This is a genomic window from Microbacterium sp. LWH3-1.2 (assembly GCF_040675855.1).
In the GTDB taxonomy this organism is placed as follows: domain Bacteria; phylum Actinomycetota; class Actinomycetes; order Actinomycetales; family Microbacteriaceae; genus Microbacterium.
The window spans coordinates 1,921,840-1,941,326 of sequence record NZ_JBEGIK010000001.1 but is presented as its reverse complement, the minus strand read 5'-3'; the positions used below and the strand labels follow the sequence as shown (position 1 = coordinate 1,941,326).

Sequence of the window (19,487 nt, the reverse complement as noted above, 5' to 3'; positions counted from 1 at the left end):
GACGCGGGCGCCCAGCGCGACCGCGCCCGCGGTCAGTAGCGGTAGTGATCCAGCTTGTACGGGCCCTCGACCGGCACGCCGATGTACGACGCCTGGTCGGGGGTCAGCTCGGTGAGCTGCACGCCGAGCGCGTCGAGGTGAAGGCGCGCGACCTTCTCATCCAGGTGCTTCGGCAGCACGTACACGGCGGTCGGGTACTCGTCGCGCTTGGTGAACAGCTCGATCTGTGCGAGCACCTGGTTCGTGAACGAGGCGCTCATGACGAACGACGGATGCCCCGTCGCGTTGCCGAGATTCAGCAGCCGGCCCTCGCTCAGCACCAGCACGCTGCGCCCGGTCGGCAGGCGCCACTCGTGCACCTGGGGCTTGATCTCGACCTTCTCCACGCCCGCGAGCGACTCGAGGCCCGTCATGTCGATCTCGTTGTCGAAGTGGCCGACGTTGCCGACGATCGCGAGGTGCTTGAGCTTCAGCAGGTGGTCGACGGTCACGACGTCCTTGTTGCCGGTGCCCGTGATGACGATGTCGACCTGGTCGGCGACGTCGTCGAGACGCGCGACCTGGTACCCGTCCATCGCGGCCTGCAGCGCGCAGATCGGGTCGACCTCACTGACGATGACGCGCGCGCCCTGGCCGCGCAGGGCCTCGGCCGCGCCCTTGCCCACGTCGCCGTAACCGCACACGAAGGCGACCTTGCCGCCCATCAGCACGTCGGTGGCCCGATTGATGCCGTCCGGCAGCGAGTGGCGTATGCCGTACTTGTTGTCGAACTTCGACTTCGTCACCGAGTCGTTGACGTTGATCGCGGGGAACAGCAGATCGCCGGATGCCGCGAGCTCGTAGAGTCGGTGGACGCCCGTGGTGGTCTCCTCCGTCACCCCGAGAAGGCCCTCCGCCATGCGCGTGAAGCGCTGCGGGTCGCGAGAGACGCTGGCACGCAGGGTCTCGAGGACGATGCGGTACTCGGCGGAGTCGTCGGGCGCAGCATCCGGAACCGAACCCGTCTTCTCGAACTCGACGCCCTTGTGCACGAGGAGGGTCGCGTCGCCGCCGTCGTCGAGGATCATGTTCGGGCCGTCGAAGCCCTCCGCGGTCCAGTCGAAGATGCGGTCGGCGAGGCGCCAGTACTCCTCGAGGGTCTCGCCCTTCCATGCGAAGACCGGAACGCCCGCGGGAGCGTCGACCGTGCCCGTCGGGCCGACGACGACGGCCGCGGCGGCTTCGTCCTGCGTGGAGAAGATGTTGCAGCTCGCCCAGCGCACCTGCGCGCCCAGCGCGACGAGGGTCTCGATGAGCACCGCGGTCTGCACCGTCATGTGGAGCGACCCCGCGATGCGGGCTCCCTTCAGCGGCTGCGCGACACCGAACTCCTCGCGCAGCGCCATGAGCCCCGGCATCTCGTTCTCGGCGAGGCGCAGCTGGTGGCGCCCCGCTTCGGCGAGCGCGAGGTCGGCGACCTCGAACTCGAAGCCCTCGCGGGATTCGGTGGCCGTGGAGTCAGCAGGCGCGGCGACAGGCGTGGAGGTCGGCATCCGCCCATTCTCCCACGCCGGCTGCAGGCCCGGGATAGGTGCCGGTCAGGCGCGGAGCGTCTCGTGGCGCACGACGACCCAGCCCTTGGGAACGGACAGGCGGTCGGTGTGGATCGCGCAGAGGTCGTGAGCGTGCGGATCTCCGGCCGCACCGAGCGGACCGAGGGCCGCCATCTGGTCGCCGTAGTCGTAAGTGAGGGTGGACACCGCCTCACGGGCGCATCCGACCTTGGAGCAGACTCTCTCGCGCATCGAGTAGACGCTATCGCGCACCGACGACACGGGAACGGATGCCGCGCCGCAGCCGGCGAGGCGGAGCTCCGGCCCGGGCCACCCGGCGTGGGCAGCATCCTCATTCGAGGATCTGCGCCGAGATGCGGACCGAGCGTCGGCGCGTCGCCCCGCAAGCGGGCAATGCTCCTCAGCTGAGGACCGCCGCGCGAGACCTAGGATGGGGGGCATGGCGTGGCGTCGGAGCAGGACCAGCGAGCGCGCGCCGCGGCGCGCGTCCCGTCACGGGCGCCACGGACGCGAGGGACGCAGCTCCGTCGTCCGTCCGCCGCTCCCCCCTCTCGACACGCGCGTCGACCGGTTCGACCTGTCGGTCGGCACCGCGGCCGAGTTCCTGCGGTCGGCGTGGCCGGAGTTGCGCGACGTCCGCTTCGAGGTCGCCGACATGCCCGCCGCGACGGACGACGACGGCATCCCCCGGTGGACGGTGCTGCCCGACGCGGGCCGCATCATCCTGTACCGCCTGCCGATCGAGCGCCTGAGTCATCTGCATCGCGACGACGAACTGCACCGGCGCATGCTCGTCGAAGGGGCCGTCTTCCGCGCAGCCGCCGAGTACCTCGACCGCGACCCATGGGACCTCGGTCCCGAGCGCTTCCGCTACTTCTGACCCGGACCAGGGTCAGGGGTAGACGATGATCTCGGGCGTCGCGACGTCGGCCGGCCACACCGGCACACCGGCGAGCGCACCGTCGCCCGAGAAAGACAGGCCGGCGCGCACCGGCGCCTGCGGATCGAACGCGTACACCGTGCGGGTCGCCAGGCGCACCGCGATGGATCCGTTCGCCGGAACCGTCAGGTTGAGCGCCGAGCCGCCGTCGGTCGGGGACACTTCGACCGTCACGGGCTCGCCGGTCGGATTCACGAGCGTCAGCGACGGCGTCGGACCACCGGGCGTCGCGAACAGCGACGGCACCGACACCTCGGGCGCCGGCGTGTACCAGGCGAAGTCGTCCCCCGCCGAGATGCCTGTCGCCTGCCACACCGCCGCGACCACCGGGGCGTCCGCCTCGACGGTGACCGTATAGGCGCCCGGCGCCAGTCCGTTCAGCGCGAGCTCGAGCGGCTTGCCCGCCTCCAGCGGCAGCTCCTGCGGTTCCCCGATCGTCTCGGTGCGGCCGGCGGAGTTGACGGTCACGCGTACCGTGGCGGGAAGCGAGGGTGACAGCATCCGCAGCACCGTCGTCTCGTCGGCCGCCCCGTCGGTGTCGGCCGGACGCGCGACCGTGATGCCGGTGATGACCTGGGTGTTCTCGGTGTGGGCGATCGGGCCGACCTGATCGACTCCACCGGGGGTGAGGGTGCGGGTGATGCTCGCCTGGAGCGATGCGTGGATCGGCGCCCCGACCGCCGAGACGCGGACGACCGGCGTCTCCTCGCCGAGCGCCAGGCCCGCGAGAGGGACGACGCGCTGCGTGCCGGGCGCGATCACGAGGTCGGTGCCGCCAGGCGGCGTCTGCGGTCCGTCGACGCCGTACACCGTCAGCTGAACCGTGGCGGGAACCGAGCCCGGATTGGCGAGCAGCACCAGGTCTGCAGCGCCGGTCGCTCCCGATCCGCCGACCAGCCACGAGTCGACGAGGGGCGGGCGGCAGGCAGACGCCGCGAAGCCCGAGAGGTCGTCGGCCCTGGCGATCGCGGCGCCGGTCGCAGCGATGTCGACCGCCTGGTCGTCGCGCGGCTCGGCGGTGTACGCGAGCGGGCCGGGCCCGACGCCCGTCGTCATCAGCTGCTGCTCCGCGGCTCCCGCCCCGTCGGCGGTGCCCCCGATGACGGACTGCGGCGCGGCGAGGGTCACCGTCGACGCCGCGGTGGGGTTGCGGCCGATCGACAGCAGCCCGCCATCGCAGGCGATCACGGATGCCGCGGGCGCCGGCGTCGCGGGCACGCTCAGCGGCTCGCGCACGACCGTCGGCCACGGCACGGAGACCGCGGTGACGACGGCGATCACCGCCAGGATCGACACCGCGGTGCCGATCAGCAGCCGGGCGCTCGTCGTCGCCCAGCGGAACACGCGACGGTCGCTCATCGGCCCTCCTGCCAGTGGGGTCCCACGACGCGCGGGGTGCGCCGGGCCTCGCGGATCGAGGCGGCGGTCGGCACGGCCAGCAGCAGCGCGATGCCGAAGATCGCGAGCTGCCCGAACGCGATCCAGCGGCCGAGAGCAGAGACGGATGCCGCCTCCACGGGTCGCGGCGCGATCTGGTCGACGACGCGCCACAGCTCGCCCTTGGCGGTGTCGCCGACCACGACGAGCGTGTCGCGCTGGCCGAGCGCGGTCATGGCGGAGAGCCGCATCGTACGCGCGGCATCCGTCTCCGGTTCCGTGCTCGGCGCGAGCAGGATGAAGCCGACACCCCGGTCGGCGAGCTGACCCACGACATCCTCCGAGGAGGGCGTGACGAGATCGGCGGCGAGCTCGGCGAGCTCGTCGTCCTGCGGGGTCGCCTCGGTGCGCGTGGACAGCAGCGTGGTCTGTCCGCCGATCGTCTCGCTGGCGCCCCACACCACCTGGGTGGCGACTCCGGCATCCGCCTGCGGCGTGAGCACGATCGTCCCGACGTCGGGGTCGTCGCGCCCTTCCGCCGCGACGAAGGCGGGGAGCGTGCTGGCCGGACCGTCAGCGATGGTCGCCGTGCCGCGGGTGAACGCGGTGAGGGAGGGAAGCGCGAGCGTCACGGCGGCGGCGAAGACGAGGGTCGCCGCGATCCCCCGCGCGAGGGCCATTCGTGGAGCGAGGCCCGCGTCGAGCGCGACGAGGGCGCCGCCGACGCCGCCGAGCCAGGCGAGGCTCAGGCCTGTGCCCGGCCACAGCGGCACGGTGGTCGACTGCGCGAACGCGACCGAGATCCCCACCGCGGCGAATGCCGTCCCGAGGCCGAGAGCGGTGATCGCGAGCAGTGCGATGCCCGCGGCCCAGCGCTGGGTGAGCGGTGCGGCGAGGGCGAGCAGTGCGAGCGGGACCGTGAGCCAGGGCACCCACCACGTCGGTCCGTCGGGCAGGACGGTCGTCCAGCCGGCGAGGTCGGGGGTCGGGATCCCGGCGGCGAGCAGTGCGCGCCCGGTGACGTCGGCTGCCACCTGGGGACCGGCCCACGGCACGCCGGGGTCGGCGACGAGGCCCCACGCCTGACCGTTCGCGAGAGCGTTCCACACGAGCGGAAGCGCCAGCGCGGCCGAAGGGATCAGTGTCCAGATCAGGCGGGCCACTCCCCGGCCCGCGCGGAGGATGACGGCGACGAGCAGCGCGCCGACCCACACCACGAGCATCGCGGGCGCGAGCGAGGGGGCGGTGGCGAGGACTCCGGCGAGGAGGATCGACGCCGCACCGGCGCCGGCCCACGAGCGGTGCGCCACGGCGCCGGCGTAGAACAGCCACGGCAGCAGCAGGTGCAGAATCACGCCGGTCGGGCGCCCCTGCGTCAGCGCGACCAGCAGCGTCGGCGACAGCGCCCAGAGCGCACCGCCCAGGAGTCGCATGCTCGCCCGCTCGGTGACCCGCGTCGCGGCGAACCACCCGCCGAGCGCGGCGAGGGGCAATGCGAGCACCCAGAGCAGCACCAGCGCGCGGGACGGCGCCCAGGCCCAGAGGGAACCGAGGACTGCGACCACGGCCGCGAACGGATCGGCGGGGCCGATCGTGTCGAGGCCCAGAGCCCGCTGGCCGTACATGGCGTCGTCCCAGAGCTGCCCGACGGTGGTCGCGAGCGGCTGGAGCGCTCCCCCGCCCAGCACCGGCCAGGCCAGCAGAGCCGGGAACACGGCGACCGAGACGGCGAGCGCCGCCAGGACGAGCCACGCCCCGCCGCCGGCGAAGAACCTCAGGTCGCTGCGCCGGTGGCCCCCGAGGGCGACTTCGGGGTCGTCGTCGAGCCGTTCGCGCAGCTCGCTGCGCGATGTGCGCAGCGGCGCGATCTGCGCCCAGGACGCGGTGCGGGCGCGTGCAAGGCGACGGCGTGCGCGCCAGACCGGCACGAGCCGCACGAGGGCGACAGCAGCTGCCGCCCACTCGGCGGTGATGCGTCCGGGCTGCTTGCGGGCAAGATCCACGATCGTTCGCCACAGGGCGAGGGGAAGGATGGTGAGCCAGTGCAGCGGGGCGGCGACAGCCGGCGCATAGACGAGCCGCCGGTGCAGCTGCGCGACGCGCTCCGCATACACGGCGCGGCGCTGCCGCTGCCGGGTGAGCGGCGTGGGCAGCCCCGCGACGCCGTCGCCCGCGGTCGCGACCAGGGCGCTCGGCACGAGGGAGACACGCCCTCCCGCGAGACGCGCCCGCACGCCGAGATCCAGTCCCTCGTCGGCGCCCGACAGCCCCCGGTCGAGGCCGCCGAGCCGGTTCCAGGCGTCGGCGCGGATCAGAATCCCGCGGACATCGGCACCCAGCACATCCTCGCGTGCGTCGTGCTGCCCCTGATCGAGCTCGTCGTCGGCGATCCCGACCGTGCGGCCGAACCGCGTCATCCCCACGCCGAGCGACACGATCTCGGTCCGGTCGTCCCAGCGCACCAGCTTGGGGGCGACGAATGCGACCGACGGCGACAGCTCGAGCGCGCCGGCGAGGCGTGCCAGCGCATCCGGCTCCGGCGCGGTGTCCTGTGCGAGGAGCCACACGGCGTCGCCGTCCAGACGCGGGGAGACGAGGGCGGTCGCCGCCGCGTAGCCGGTGGACGGAGCGGCCCGGAAGACGAACTCGGCGCCCGCGGCATCCGCGATCTCGAAGAGATGATCGTCGCCGCCGCACACCACGATCGTGAGGATGTCGACGGGACGCGTCTGCTCGCGGAGCGCTGCGAGCGTGCGCTTCAGATGGAATGCCGCCGGGGTACGACCATCGGGACGAACCACCAGGATGGCGTGGACGCGGTTCGAGGTGACGGTGTTCGACGTGGCGGTGGGCATGTCCTGGTCAGCCTAGGTCGCGCTCGAAGGTCACGCCGGGCGCACGCGCCGGGTCGGCCGGATCGAACCGGCCGACCGGCGTGCGCGTCAGCCCGCTCGACGCTTCAGCTTGCGACGCTCGCGCTCGCTGAGACCGCCCCAGATGCCGAACCGCTCGTCGTTCTGCAGCGCATAGTCGAGGCATTCGCCTCGCACGTCGCACGACGTGCAGATGCGCTTCGCATCACGCGTGGAGCCGCCCTTCTCAGGGAAGAACGCCTCCGGATCGGTCTGCGCACACAGTGCGTCGGTCTGCCATCCGAGCGGATTGTCTTCTTCCGCGTCGATGTTGCGGCGTATCCCCGGAACCCCCAGTTGAACCGGATCGACGAACCAGTCGTCGGGAACGCCGGAACGGAATTGCGAAACCGTCATGTCGTTCTCACCCCCCGTGATCCTGCTCCACGCTGGTGCGTGTACGGCTAATTACACCCGTGTAGTTCGGCGAGGTCAAGTCGCAGATAGTAAACGCTCAACCGACTCTTGAACCTTCACGACGCGCCGACGGCGTGTCGCTCTGTCATAACGGTCCGATGAGAAATCGATGAAGCGCGGATGAGAGGGTCCGGTCAGCGACCCGGCAGGGCGACGAAGAGCTCGCCGGCACCCGTCACGCGCACGCCCCCCTCGCTCGGGGTGACGAGCACGGCGGCGCCCGGCGACAGCCTGGCCGCCTCGTCGCTGTCGAGTCCCGCCACCGTCGGAGACCCTGCCGTGGCCACCGCGATCGCCGGACCCTCGAGCGCCACGTCGACGCCCTCCTCGCTCGCCGCGACGGCGAGCAGCGCGAAGTCGGCGACCGGCACGTCGTACCGGCGCACGCCCACCGCGACCTCACGCGGCCGGATCACGGGCGGAAGACCCGGTGTCGCGTCGAGCACGCTCACCAGCTCCGCCGCGTCGACGTGCTTGGGGGTGAGCCCCCCGCGCAGCACGTTGTCGCTGGCGGCCATGAGCTCCACACCGAGTCCCTCCAGATACGCGTGGAGCACACCCGCAGGAACGAAGAGGCCCTCGCCCCGATGAAGCGTCACGAGGTTCATGAGCAGCGCGACGACGATTCCGGGATCGCCCGGGAACGCGGCATCCAGTGTGCGCGCGAGCGCGAGCTCGGCGGCGAACTCGCCGGACTCGGCCGACACCGCGGCCGCGATGATGTCGCGCGCCGCGTCGGCGCCGTCGGACAGGAGCCAGCCGATGACGTCCGCGAGCGAGGCATCCGTTCCCTCCAGACGCTCGGCGAGGGGCGCGGCTCCCGGTCCGAGCGTCGCGATGAGGCGGCGCGTCGCGTCGAGGTCGCGCAGACCCGCCAATGCGCGGAACGTGGCACTCAGCGCGACGATGAGCTCAGGCTTGTGGTTCGCGTCGCGATACGTGCGGTCGGCGGCGTCGCGCGGGATCCCCGCGGCCTCCTCACGCGCGAAGCCCGCCTCCGCCTGAGCCTTCGACGGGTGCGCCTGGATGGAGAGAGCGGATGCTGCAGCCAGCAGCTTGAGCAGATACGGCAGGGGCTCGTCGACACCCGACGCGGGCCCCTCGTCGGCGATCCAGCGGTCGAGCGTGCGACCGTCGGCCGTCTCAGAGGGATCGCCAGGGTGGTCTCCGAACCACACCTCCGCCTCGGGGCGACTGGACGCCGCGCGTCCCTCGAGATCGGCGAGCAGGGAGGTCGAGCCCCAGGCGTAGTCACGGGGGTCGTTCGCGAGCGGGATCAGCACCCGAACAGCCTAGCCAGCCGGGATATACGCCCCGTCCCCCTCGTCGAGCGAGCGAAGCGAGTCGAAACGCCCGGTGCCAACGAGCAGCCCCGATCCGCTCGTTGAGCGAGCGAAGCGGGTCGAAGCACCCGGGGTACCCTGAGAGCGATGGCCGTCCATTCCAAGCATCCGGCGTCGGCGCCGCCGGGACCGCCGGTCCGCGAGAAGACCGGCCATCTCATGCTGCGCGGCTGGTGCATCCTGGTGCTCTTCATGTCGCTGTCGGGCACCGCGTGGGTGAATGCCTTCGGCGAACTGACGACGACGGTCATCACGATCGCGGGCGGCGTGCTGTCGGCGGCGCTGTGGATCGCGCTCCGTCCGCCGGTGCAGTGGCGACGACTCCCCTGGTTCGTCGTGGCCTACGTCGCATGGGCGACGCTGTCGCTGGCGTGGTCGGCGTGGCCCGCGACCACCGCACTCACGCTGCTGCTGCTGTGGATCACCACGCTGCAGGCGCTCTTCATCGGCAGCGTGCTCACGTGGCGCGAGCTCGTGCGCGCGGCCGCGTCGGCGCTCAAATGGGTCATGGCGCTCTCGTTCCTGTTCGAGCTCTGGGTGTGGGTGTTCGTGCGCGCGCCGATCCTGCCGGGCTTCGTCGTCGACCAGGCGGACGACCCCATCGAGTACTGGTCGCGCAACAACCTCTTCGAGTGGGACAAGCGCATCCAGGGGATCATGGGCAACGCCAACCTCCTGGCACCCGTCGCCCTGCTCGCGATCATCGTGTTCAGCATCCGTCTCGCCTCCGGCGCTCCGCGACGCACGTTCCTGTGGATCTGGATCGGGCTGTCGGCGTTCCTCTTCGTCCGCGCCGGATCCGCGACGGCCTACCTCACCGCGGCCGCGGTCGGCGTCGTGCTGATCACCGTGCTCTTGATGCGCACCGCGACGAAGCCCGGCGAGCGCACCAAGTACTACGTGGCGTACGTCGTCGTCGGTCTCGGAGGGCTGCTGGCGCTCTGGCTGCTCCGCGACACGATCTTCACCTCTCTCGGCCGCAGCGCCGACCTCACCGGGCGCGAGCGCATCTGGGGCGCGGTGCTCGCCCGCGCAGCCGAGCGCCCCTGGACGGGCTGGGGCTTCGCGACCCCCTGGGTGCCGACCGACCCGGCCTTCGACGGGTGGATCACGGACCACGGCCAGACCGTCATGCAGGCCCACAACATGTGGGTCGACGTCTCGATGCAGCTCGGCATCGTCGGCGTGGTGCTGCTCGCAGTGCTCTACCTCGCGTTCGTGTGGCGTGCGTGGTTCTTCGCCATCGACCGGCCGCGGTGGGACCTCCGCGCCGACCGCCCCTACTCGCCGCTGACCCTGCTGCCGACGCTCGTCGGGGCGATCCTGCTGGTGCAGGGGCTCGCCGAGTCGAGCCCGCTGCTGCTGTGGGGCTGGCTCTTCCTGGTGATGCTCGGCGCCAAGATCAAGCAGTCGCCCCACGTCGGCGTCGGCCCGGCCGAGCAGACGGTGGCGATCGAACGCGGTGAGGCCGTCGCTCGTGACGAGACCGGCGGACGCGAGCCCGGCACGCCGGCGGGTGCGGGCGGGGCGGCCGACCTGCCCGCAGGGCGCGGCGCGTGACCGACTCGCCGCATGCCGCAGCGCCCGGATGGCTGGGCACACTGCTGGCCTCGGCATCCTTCGCCCGCGCGTTCACGCTCGTCGTCTTCGCCACCGTCTTCTCGGCGCACGCGATCGAGCGCATCGCCGGCCGCGTCACCTACGTGAGCATCGTCACCGGCCTGTGCGTGCTCGGCCTGTCGGTGATGATCGCGCGCCGCCGCGAACTCTCGCTGCTGCGGCTCGTGCCGACGACGGTCGTGACGTTCGTCGCGTGGGCCTTCGCGAGCATCTTCTGGTCGAGTGATTCGAGCGCCTCGTTCTGGAACTGGGTGTCGATGGCGGCGCTCGCGTTCCTCGCGGTCGTCATCGGGCACGTGCGCGACACCCTCCAGACCGTGCGCGCGCTCGCCGATGTGCTGCGCGTGCTCCTCGGGGTCTCGCTCGCGCTCGAGGTGCTCTCGGGAATCCTGCTCGACCTCCCATTCACGTTCCTCGGCATCCAGGGCAGGATCGCCGAGCTCGGACCGGTGCAGGGCATCTTCGGCACGCGCAACCTCCTCGGCTTCGTGGCTGTGATGGCGCTCATCACCTTCCTCATCGAGTACCGCACGCAATCGGTGCGCCCCGGCGTCTCGCTCGCATCGGTGGTGCTCGCGGGCGGCCTGGCGGTGCTGAGCGACTCCCCCACCGTCGTCGTGCTCGCCGTGGGGGTCGGGCTGGCCGTCGGCGCCCTCGCCCTCGTGCGCCACGCGCGTCCCGAGCGCCGCGCGGGCCTGCAGCTGGCACTCGGGGCCCTCGTCGTCATCGGGGTGTTCGCGGGCTACGCGGCGCGGCATCCGATCATCGCCCTGCTCGGTGCCGGCACCGACTTCTCGATGCGTGTCGAGCTGTGGAACTTCATGGTCGACATCCTGCGCCAGAAGCCCGTGCAGGGCTTCGGCTGGTTCGGCGTCTGGGACCAGGGCGAGTACCCCTTCAACGCCATCAACTTCTGGCTCGACAAGGACCACGCCACCGGGTTGAACGCGTACTTCGACGTGGCGCTGCAGCTCGGCTGGGTGGGGCTGGTGCTGTTCCTGGCGCTGGGGGCGCTTGCGCTGGGACGGTCGTGGCTGGTTGCCGGCGAGCGGCGGTCTGTCGTGTACGCCTGGACGCCGCTCATGCTCGTCGCACTGCTCGTGGACTCGATGTTCGAGAGCTTCACGCTCACGGGGTTGGGGTGGCTCATGCTCGTGCTGTGTGCCGTGCGCGCCGGCCAGTCGCGCTCGTGGCGCGAGAAGCTCGACAGCGGAACGGATGCTCCAGCCGTGGGCGGTGCGGAGGGCTCGGGACTGCCGCACGCCGAGGGAGAGCACTGAGGCGGCCCGGCGTGGACGGTTCCTGAATCGGCGGCGAGCAGCGACAGTCCCAACATCGCCTACACTTATCTGGATCGATCCTTCAACCCCCCGTGAGTGAACGTTGCGTGAACGCCTACGAGGCTCGCCCCTCGTGCGCGCCCTGCGTTTCCTGCCGTATTCAGCGCCGTACCAACTGCTGGCGGCGGTGACGCGGGCTCGCCCGAACCGCGTGCTCTTCCTCTCCGACTCCCGGCGCGACTTCGCCGGCAATTTCGCGTACCTGCGCGACGAACTCCAACGCCAGCAGCCCGGACTCGACGTCCGCGGCGTTTTCAAGCCGAGTCTTCGCGCGCGTCGGCCACTCCGGGACGCCATCCGGCTGCCGTACCTGATGGCCAGCAGCTCGGTGATCGTCCTCGACGACTTCTACCCGCTCATCTATCCGATGCGTATCCGACCCGGTACCCGACTCGTGCAGGTGTGGCATGCCGCCGGCGCTTTCAAGCGGGTCGGCCACAGCCGCGCGGGGCTCCCGGGCGGACCGATGCCAGGCAGCCGCATCCATCGCAACTACACCGACGCCATCGTCAGCTCCGAGGGCGTGCGGGACGACTACGCCGAGGCGTACGGGATCCCGGTCGAACGCGTACATGCCCTCGGCATGCCGCGAAGCGACTTCTTCTTTGATCGCGACCGTCTCGAACGGACCCGTTCGACGGTTCGGGCCGCCCTCGGGCTCGCCGACGGCATCAAGCTGGCGGTGTTCGCGCCAACGTTCCGCGGCAACGGGCAGCGCACTGCGTACACCGACGACAGCGCCGAGTGGGACCGCGTCGCGGCGGACCTCGGAGACGGGTGGGCACTCGCGATCAAGCAACACCCGTTCGCCCTGCGCGACGGCGCGCGCATCCCCCAAGGCGTGCTCGACGCCTCCGAGGGATTCGAGATGAACGACCTCCTCGCCGCGGCCGACGTGCTCATCACCGATTACTCCTCGGTCGTCTTCGAGTTCGCGCTCCTGCGTCGACCGGTGGTCTTCTTCGCGCCCGATCTCGAGGACTACTCGATGAAACGGGACTTCTACCGCCCGTTCGACGACTACGCGATCGGCCCGGTGGTGACGGTTCCGAGCGAGCTGGCCGGCGCGATCGCGGGCGCTCGCGTGGACGACCACCGGCTGAAGTCCTTCCTGGAAGAGTTCTGCGGTGCTTTGGATGGCCGCTCATCCGAGCGGATCGCGCGAACGTTGCTTGACACAGCGTCCCCGCGGCGGCGGGGGCCCGTCGACACGGCGTCCGCTCGACTCATGCGTCGACTGGGGCTGGATCTCGTCGCCGCTCATGCATCGCGGATGCTGCTCACCCTCGTCAGCACTGCGATGCTTGTGCTGCCGCGGCGCCGCAAGGTGACGATGCTGAGCCGCGAGCGCGACATGGCCCCGGTCGACTTCGCGCTCCTTCGGGATGCGCTCCTGCAGCAGGACGCCGACGTGGACGTCGTCATCTCCGCTCGAAGGGTTCCCGGCGGTATAATGCCGAAGCTGGGGTACGCGTTGCACCTGCTCGTCGAGCTCTACCACGTCGCCACGTCGCGCGTCGTGATCCTGGACGGATACTCCTTCGTCGCTTCCGCCGCACGACACGGCAGCGGTCTGACGGTTGTGCAGATCTGGCACGCGCTGGGCGCGATGAAGAAGTTCGGCCTGAGCATCCTCGGCCGGCCCGAGGGCCGCGATCCGCGGCTCGCGAAGGCTCTTCGCATGCACGACCGCTACGACATCGTGGTGGCGAGCGCCGAGCGATGCCGAGAGTCGTACGCCGAGGCGTTCGGCATCGATCCCCAGCAGATCATTGTCTCCCCCTTGCCCCGGGTGGATCGTCTGCGTGATCCGGTGGCCCGGCAACGGGCGCATGAGCGATTCACCCGGCTCTACCCCGATCTCGCAGACCGTCCGATCGTTCTCTACGCACCGACCTTTCGCGCCCCCCGCAGCGCCGCGCGCGAGCCGGTCGACCCGGTCGAATTGACCAGGGCGCTAAGGCGTGCGGGGTACTCGGTCATCACGAAACTCCATCCGCTCCTCACTCCTCAGGAACATCCCGAGCTCCGCACCGCCCCCGGCATCTCGACGCAGGACCTCATGCTCATCGCCGATGTCTTCGTCACCGACTACTCGTCGGCTATCTTCGAGGCCGCCGTCGCCGGCGTGCCTTCGTACCTGCTCGCCCTCGACCTGGACGACTACGCCGCATCCCGGGACTTCTACCTGCGCTACCCCGACGACCTCGGCGTGCCTTTCACACGGTCGGTCGAGGATCTGGTGGCGGCCATACACCGTGGCGACGCCGACCAGCGGCAGCTGAGCCGGCTCCGCGAGCAGTTCGTGCAGCTCCCCGAGGACGGCCTGGACGCAGCATCTCAGCTCGCATCCTCCTTGCTGACCTTCCTCAAAGAACGCGAACCCACACCATGAGAAACCGTCTGACCTGGGTTTTCAACTGCGCCGACACATTCTCGGGCAATCCTAAGTGGCTGTTCCTGTACGTCGCCCGGCATCGTCCGGACATCGAGGCCGTCTGGATCACCGACTCCCTCGAGACGGTCCGGTTCGTCCGCTCGCTGGGGTTCCGAGCAGAGCTGACGACCTCATCGCGCGGAAAGCGCGTGCAACGGCGAGCCGGCGTCTACGTGGTGAACCAGGTGAAGGAGCGCATTCCCGCGGAGCTGGACGGAGTCCTGCTGCTGAACCTCTGGCACGGGGTCGGAGTGAAGTCGATCGAGCGCCGCCTTACTCAGGGTCGGCTGCAGACCCGCATCGCCAAGAAGTACATCGAGAACAACAAGGCGTACCACGACACTATGTCGTTCCTCGTCACCTCACCAGCGATGGAAGCGCACTTCCGTGCGCAGGTGGGGCTCGACGAGGAACAGCTCATCCGGGGCGGTTACCCCCAGAACATCTACACGCGCCTATACGGCAGGTTCAGCTCGTACGATCACGACCTCCGCGCGCGGCATGGTCTGTCTCCTGACGCCAGGATCGCGGTCTATGCGCCCACCTACCGTACGGAGCACAGGGGTGAGTCGTTCCTGCGGACCGCCTTCCCCGCCCCGGACAGACTGATCCGTGTTCTGCGCGAGACGAACACCCTCCTCATCCTCAAGATGCACCCCTCGATGTCGAAGGACTCTGGGTTCGTGCACATGCGAGAACGGTTCGGCGATGACCCGAACCTGCACTTCTGGGACAACCGCGACGACATCTACGAGATGCTCGGCGACATCGACCTCGGCATCGTCGACTATTCGTCGATCCACTATGACCTGCTGGCGGCGGGTGTCCGGAAGTTCATCCGGTACGCGTTCGACCTCGATGATGCCGGCACCCAGGAGCACAGCCACGACTACCTGTCACTGTCCGCTGGCACTCTGGCCCGGACGTTCGACGACCTGCTCGCCGCGCTCGGCAGCGATAACCTGGTCGACGCGCACGAGTGCGCTCGTCTGGCCGAACACTTCTGGGCCTACGACGACGACGACACCTTCCCACGGCTGGTCGACACGGCCCTGACACGTGCGCTCCGAGATGTCGAGTTGCCGACGCTGTACAGCTTCGACGTCTTCGACACCGTCATAGGGCGCCGCGGGATCGCCCCGGTGTCTGTCTTTGTCGACGTCCGCGACCGCATCCTCAGCGCCGGCGGACGGTTCCCGCCCGAGATCGCGCGCGACTTCGTCCGCGATCGGCAGACGGCGGAGAACGCGTTGCGCGAGATGAAGCGGAAGGATCCTGCGCTGCGGGACTCCCGCGCATTCGAGATCACGCTCGCGGACATCTACCGCCGCCTGGCGGAGATCCTAAGTCTCAGCGTCGACCAGCGGGATCTTCTCATGTCATGGGAGATCGAGGCCGAGCTCGCGGCGACGGTGCCGCTGCCGTCGGAGGTCGCACGCGTGCGCGCACTCCGCGACGCCGGCGAGGATGTGATGTTCCTCAGCGACATGTACCTGCCGGAGTCCGTGGTCCGCACACTGCTCGTGAAGGCGGATCCGTCGTTTCACGACATCCCCCTCTATCTGTCGAGCAGCACCGGCGTGCAGAAGTCAACGGGACACCTTTACCTGCATGCGTACCACGACATCGGCTACGACCATCGGATGTGGCGGCACACCGGCGACAACCTTCGCGCCGACCACAGAGCTGCCGGCGCGCTCGGGATCAGCACGCGGCTGCTCCCCCGACGCGAACTCGACCGGTACGAGTCGGCATTGGCTACCGCGCTGGGCACGGGAGATGGCTACCGGGTCGCCGGGCTGCTGCACCACCGTCGATTAAGCGGATCCACCGAAGGGCCCGAGCAGTTCGCCTTCCGGTACGTCAGTCTCTTCCTCGTGCCGTACGTGCTTTGGGTCTTGGAAGACGCCATCGCGCGCCGCTATCGGACCCTCTACTTCCTCTCGCGGGACGGGTATCACCTCAAGCGGATCGCCGACGCCGCGATCGAAGAGCTCGGACTCGATCTGCGCACGCGCTACATCTTCGGTTCCCGCAAGGCATGGCGCCTGGCGTCGCAAGTCGACCGGATCGACGAGGAGTTCTTCGGCGAGTTCGGAACGTTCGCGGGGGCCAGGACCGTGTCCGCGCTGGCCAAGATCGCCGGAATGTCGCCTGCCGAATTCTCTGCGGTCATCCCCGAGGCGGCCGCCTTCGCACCTGATGCCCGCCTCTCCCGCGCGTCGCAGGGAGCCCTTCGCGCCGCGATGTCGGCCTCCGCCGCCCTGGACGCCCATCTGCTGCAGCGCGCCGCCGAAGAGCGTCGTGCCTGCATCGCTTATCTGGACCAGGAGATGGCATTCGACGAGAACTTCGCGGTGGTCGAGTACTGGGGACGCGGGTACACCCAGGACTGCCTCCAGCGGATCCTGGCCACCGCCGGTCTGTCGACGACGACGCTGCCCTTCTACTACGCACGCAGCATCTACGGCAGCGACGAGCGGAGCGCCCGCCATAACTTCACCTCCAGCGCCTTCTCGATGCTTCCCGTCGAGGCGATCTTCGCCAACCTCGACCACGGCACCGTCCAGGGCTATCAGCGGACCCGCGGAGAATGGGAGCCCGTCGTGGAACCGCGCCAGAACGATGCGGACCTGCACGACGCCCTCGACTCCGAACTTCCGGAGTTCACCCGAGAGTTCCTGCGCCTTCCGCTGACCCAGCCTGCTCGCACACGCAGAGGGCTGTTCGCGTTCGCGTTCGACCACTTCCGCAGCCAGCCCGCCACGACGCCGTACCTGACGTACCTCGCACCCCTGCGCGACGCTGTGGAGCTCGGGGGCGAAGAGCGTGAGTTCGCACCGGCTCTGTCGGTCTCCCTGTTCTTCAGCTACCTCAACCGCGATACGCGCGCATCCGTCACCCGGAACTGGCCGATGACGTTCGCTCGCACGAGCGGGCTGCCGCGCCTTCTGCTCGATGCGCAGCAGAGGTTCGGCTTCCGCCGCACGCTGCGCGCAATCGAGCGCAAGGCGAAGTCCCGTACCGACAACCGTTCCGCTACCTGGTCCTGAGCGACGCCCCAGAAAGAGACCCGATAACTCATGCCCGCCTCCCGTACCGTGGCCGTTCTTCTCGCCGGCGGTGTCGGCGTCCGCGTAGGACTCGGCATCCCGAAGCAGCTCATCAAGATCGCCGGCAAAGCGATCGTCGAGCACACCCTCGAGGTGTTGAACGCCAGCCCGTACATCCACGAAGTGATGATCGTCATGAACGCCGGCGCGATCCACGAGCTGGATTCCCTCGTCGACCCCGACCGTTTCCCGAAACTCACCCGGATCATCCCCGGCGGCCCCACGCGCAACGACTCCACGCAGGCCGCTCTGGCCGTCCTCGGAGACGACCCCGACACTAAGGTCCTGTTCCACGACGCGGTGCGCCCGTTCGTCGACGATCGCATCCTCCGCGACTGCGTCGAGGCGCTCGACGACTACGACGCCGTCGACACCGGCATCGCGTCCGCGGACACGATCATCGAGGTCGACGCAGCCTCCCACATCACCGCAATCCCGGAGCGTGCGCACCTGCGGCGGGGCCAGACCCCGCAGGCGTTCCGACTGGGCACCATCCGTCGTGCCTACGAGCGCGCCGCGCAGGATGCCTCCTTCCACGCGACCGATGACTGCGGGGTCGTCTTCACATACCTTCCGGACGTGCCGATCTACGTCGTCCAGGGCACGCCCCAGAACATGAAGGTCACCGAGCCGATCGACGTGCACATCGCCGACAAGCTGTTCCAGCTCCAGTCCGAGAGCCTCTCGGCCGAGAATGGGGCCCTTCCCGATCTGTCGGGCAAGGTCGTCGTTGTCTTCGGCGGCAGCTACGGGATCGGTCGCAGCATAGTCGAACTGGCGGGAGTCTGCGGCGCGGTCGTCCACGAGTTCAGCCGGTCCACTACGGGGACGGATGTGCGCTCACGCGCGCTCGTCAAGGGCGCACTGAAGAAGGTCTTCGCAGCCGAAGGCCGCATCGATGCCGTAGTTCTGACGGCGGGTGTGCTCCAGATGGGCGCACTCACCGATACCCGGATCAGAGACCTCGAGAGCACCATCGAGACGAACTTCCTGGCCCCCGTCATCGTCTCCCGCGCCGCGCACAGGTATCTGTCCGCCACGCAGGGGCAGTTGCTGCTGTTCACCTCGAGCTCGTACACACGCGGACGCGCGAACTACGGCGTCTACTCGGCGAGTAAGGCCGCGGTCGTCAACCTCACTCAGGCCCTGGCCGAGGAGTGGGCCCCGGGCGACGTCCGCATCAACTGCATCAACCCGCAGCGGACGCGTACGCCGATGCGGTCGTCGGCGTTCGGCGACGAGCCTCCGTCAAGCCTCCTCGAACCCGAACACGTCGCGGAGGTCAGCCTCCGCGTGCTGGCTTCCTCGATGACGGGTCAAGTCGTGACGGTGCGCGTGGAGCAGACCTCCACGCACGCCAAGCTGAGCGAGGCCGACACCCTGACCAGGTAAGCTGGGCAATCGGCCGACGCACCTACGGCCCGCTGACTCGCACTCGGAGAACCTCCCCTGTGACCTCTGTGCCCGCTTCCCCCTTCGATTCCGCCACGGCGACCATCGCCGTCGTGACCTACAACCGGTCGGGCCTGCTGACCCGGCTCCTGACGAGTATGACGACGATGGACCCCAAGCCCGGCCATATCGTCGTGATCGACAACGCCTCGACCGACGACACCACCGACGTCGTCGAGTCGTTCCGCGAGCGCCTAGAGCCCTCCGTGCTGGTGTATCGCCGGATGGAGACCAACACGGGCGGCTCGGGCGGCTTCAGCGAGGGCATGAAGGTCGCGTACGAGCTCGGCTCCGAGTGGATCTGGCTGATGGACGACGACGTCGAGGTCCTCCCCGACGGCCTCGCCAAGATGGGCAAGTGGGCCCCGCGGTTCAAGAGCATCCAGGGGCGACGCTACGACTACGACGGCAGCGAGTTCTACTGGCAGTACCGCGTCGCCGAGCGCCTCGGCATCCCGATCCCCTTCGCACCCGCGGAGTTCGATGAGTCCGGCTTTAAGCCGATGAACTCCGGATGCTTCGAGGGAATGTTCATCCACCGCGACATCGTGCAGCAGATCGGCCTGCCCGACCCGCGCTTCTTCATCTACTGGGACGATCAGATGTACGGCTGGCTGGCGTCGCGCCTGACGCAGTCGGTCATCGTCGACGAGTTCGTGCTGCGTCGCACCCGCGAGATCAAGCAATGGGACATGGGCATCCGCCACATGAACGCCTCCAGCAACGCGTACCGGTACTACATCATGCGCAACCGCGCCTACATCAAGAAGTACTACCGCTCGCTCGACGTCTATAACCCGGTGCTGTTCGGGCTCGGCACGACCCTGACGTTCGGCAAGGAGCTCGTCCGTCTGGTGTTCGTGGAGCGTACCTTCCGCGGGACGTCGAACCTCTTCCGCGGACTGCGAGACGGGCGGAAGATCGCGAAGGATGCCTCATGGCAGCCCATGCCGCCACTCGAGGCGGCGACTGCACAGGCGTGA

Annotated in this window: 13 protein-coding genes; 7 read left to right on the top strand and 6 right to left on the bottom strand. The window is 69.5% G+C overall.

Annotated elements, in window-relative coordinates; all coding sequences use genetic code 11:
* Window positions 1-32: 32 nt before the first annotated feature.
* Together ahcY and MRBLWH3_RS08910 are read right to left on the bottom strand one after the other, a co-directional pair.
* On the bottom strand, window positions 33-1,532 hold the full coding sequence (gene ahcY, locus MRBLWH3_RS08915; RefSeq protein WP_363430710.1) for an adenosylhomocysteinase: 1,500 nt from the start codon (window positions 1,530-1,532) through the stop codon (window positions 33-35).
* A gap of 45 nt (window positions 1,533-1,577) precedes the next feature.
* Entirely contained in the window at window positions 1,578-1,784 is a 207-nt protein-coding gene (locus MRBLWH3_RS08910; RefSeq protein ID WP_045301176.1) for a DUF3499 family protein, read from the bottom strand.
* A gap of 208 nt (window positions 1,785-1,992) precedes the next feature.
* On the opposite strand from MRBLWH3_RS08910, the gene MRBLWH3_RS08905 reads away from it, so the two are divergent.
* A complete protein-coding gene (locus MRBLWH3_RS08905) occupies window positions 1,993-2,433 on the top strand; it encodes a metallopeptidase family protein (protein WP_363430707.1) in 441 nt (146 codons plus the stop codon).
* A gap of 12 nt (window positions 2,434-2,445) precedes the next feature.
* Here the strand turns inward: MRBLWH3_RS08905 and MRBLWH3_RS08900 are convergent, their stop codons facing one another.
* The 4 genes from MRBLWH3_RS08900 to manA all read right to left on the bottom strand — a co-directional run bounded on the left by MRBLWH3_RS08900 (window position 2,446) and on the right by manA (window position 8,482).
* Complete coding sequence (locus tag MRBLWH3_RS08900) at window positions 2,446-3,852, bottom strand: DUF5719 family protein (protein WP_363430704.1); 1,407 nt, start codon at window positions 3,850-3,852, stop codon at window positions 2,446-2,448.
* Entirely contained in the window at window positions 3,849-6,725 is a 2,877-nt protein-coding gene (locus MRBLWH3_RS08895; RefSeq protein ID WP_363430701.1) for a glycosyltransferase, read from the bottom strand. Before MRBLWH3_RS08895 ends, MRBLWH3_RS08900 begins: the two co-directional genes overlap by 4 nt.
* Before the next feature lie 87 nt (window positions 6,726-6,812).
* On the bottom strand, window positions 6,813-7,139 hold the full coding sequence (locus MRBLWH3_RS08890; protein ID WP_363430699.1) for a WhiB family transcriptional regulator: 327 nt from the start codon (window positions 7,137-7,139) through the stop codon (window positions 6,813-6,815).
* Window positions 7,140-7,333: 194 nt separating this feature from the next.
* Complete coding sequence (manA, locus tag MRBLWH3_RS08885; protein ID WP_363430696.1) at window positions 7,334-8,482, bottom strand: mannose-6-phosphate isomerase, class I; 1,149 nt, start codon at window positions 8,480-8,482, stop codon at window positions 7,334-7,336.
* A 147-nt stretch (window positions 8,483-8,629) separates the two neighbouring features.
* Here manA and MRBLWH3_RS08880 point away from each other — a divergent pair, with 147 nt between their 5' ends.
* From MRBLWH3_RS08880 to MRBLWH3_RS08855, 6 genes are all read left to right on the top strand, one after another.
* Window positions 8,630-10,102 carry an O-antigen ligase family protein gene (locus MRBLWH3_RS08880; RefSeq protein WP_363430693.1) on the top strand — a complete coding sequence of 491 codons (1,473 nt, stop codon included), beginning with the start codon at window positions 8,630-8,632 and terminating at the stop codon, window positions 10,100-10,102.
* Window positions 10,099-11,442: an O-antigen ligase family protein gene (locus MRBLWH3_RS08875; protein ID WP_363430690.1), complete on the top strand. Its 1,344-nt coding sequence runs from the start codon at window positions 10,099-10,101 to the stop codon at window positions 11,440-11,442. Before MRBLWH3_RS08880 ends, MRBLWH3_RS08875 begins: the two co-directional genes overlap by 4 nt.
* A gap of 133 nt (window positions 11,443-11,575) precedes the next feature.
* Window positions 11,576-13,897, top strand: a complete 2,322-nt coding sequence (locus MRBLWH3_RS08870; RefSeq protein WP_363430687.1) for a CDP-glycerol glycerophosphotransferase family protein — start codon at window positions 11,576-11,578, stop codon at window positions 13,895-13,897.
* A complete protein-coding gene (locus MRBLWH3_RS08865; protein WP_363430684.1) occupies window positions 13,894-16,992 on the top strand; it encodes a CDP-glycerol glycerophosphotransferase family protein in 3,099 nt (1,032 codons plus the stop codon). Before MRBLWH3_RS08870 ends, MRBLWH3_RS08865 begins: the two co-directional genes overlap by 4 nt.
* 30 nt (window positions 16,993-17,022) lie before the next feature.
* On the top strand, window positions 17,023-18,444 hold the full coding sequence (locus MRBLWH3_RS08860) for a bifunctional cytidylyltransferase/SDR family oxidoreductase (protein ID WP_363430682.1): 1,422 nt from the start codon (window positions 17,023-17,025) through the stop codon (window positions 18,442-18,444).
* A gap of 59 nt (window positions 18,445-18,503) precedes the next feature.
* Window positions 18,504-19,487 (top strand): glycosyltransferase family 2 protein, encoded by a 984-nt coding sequence (locus MRBLWH3_RS08855; protein WP_363430679.1) that lies wholly within the window; start codon window positions 18,504-18,506, stop codon window positions 19,485-19,487.

Bases quoted from the DNA above. Each gene is read 5' to 3' on its own strand.
- ahcY (WP_363430710.1), bottom strand. From the start codon at position 1,532: ATGCCGACCTCCACGCCTGTCGCCGCGCCTGCTGACTCCACGGCCACC.
- MRBLWH3_RS08910 (WP_045301176.1), bottom strand. From the start codon at position 1,784: ATGCGCGAGAGAGTCTGCTCCAAGGTCGGATGCGCCCGTGAGGCGGTG.
- MRBLWH3_RS08905 (WP_363430707.1), top strand. From the start codon at position 1,993: ATGGCGTGGCGTCGGAGCAGGACCAGCGAGCGCGCGCCGCGGCGCGCG.
- MRBLWH3_RS08900 (WP_363430704.1), bottom strand. From the start codon at position 3,852: ATGAGCGACCGTCGCGTGTTCCGCTGGGCGACGACGAGCGCCCGGCTG.
- MRBLWH3_RS08895 (WP_363430701.1), bottom strand. From the start codon at position 6,725: ATGCCCACCGCCACGTCGAACACCGTCACCTCGAACCGCGTCCACGCC.
- MRBLWH3_RS08890 (WP_363430699.1), bottom strand. From the start codon at position 7,139: ATGACGGTTTCGCAATTCCGTTCCGGCGTTCCCGACGACTGGTTCGTC.
- MRBLWH3_RS08880 (WP_363430693.1), top strand. From the start codon at position 8,630: ATGGCCGTCCATTCCAAGCATCCGGCGTCGGCGCCGCCGGGACCGCCG.
- MRBLWH3_RS08865 (WP_363430684.1), top strand. From the start codon at position 13,894: ATGAGAAACCGTCTGACCTGGGTTTTCAACTGCGCCGACACATTCTCG.
- MRBLWH3_RS08860 (WP_363430682.1), top strand. From the start codon at position 17,023: ATGCCCGCCTCCCGTACCGTGGCCGTTCTTCTCGCCGGCGGTGTCGGC.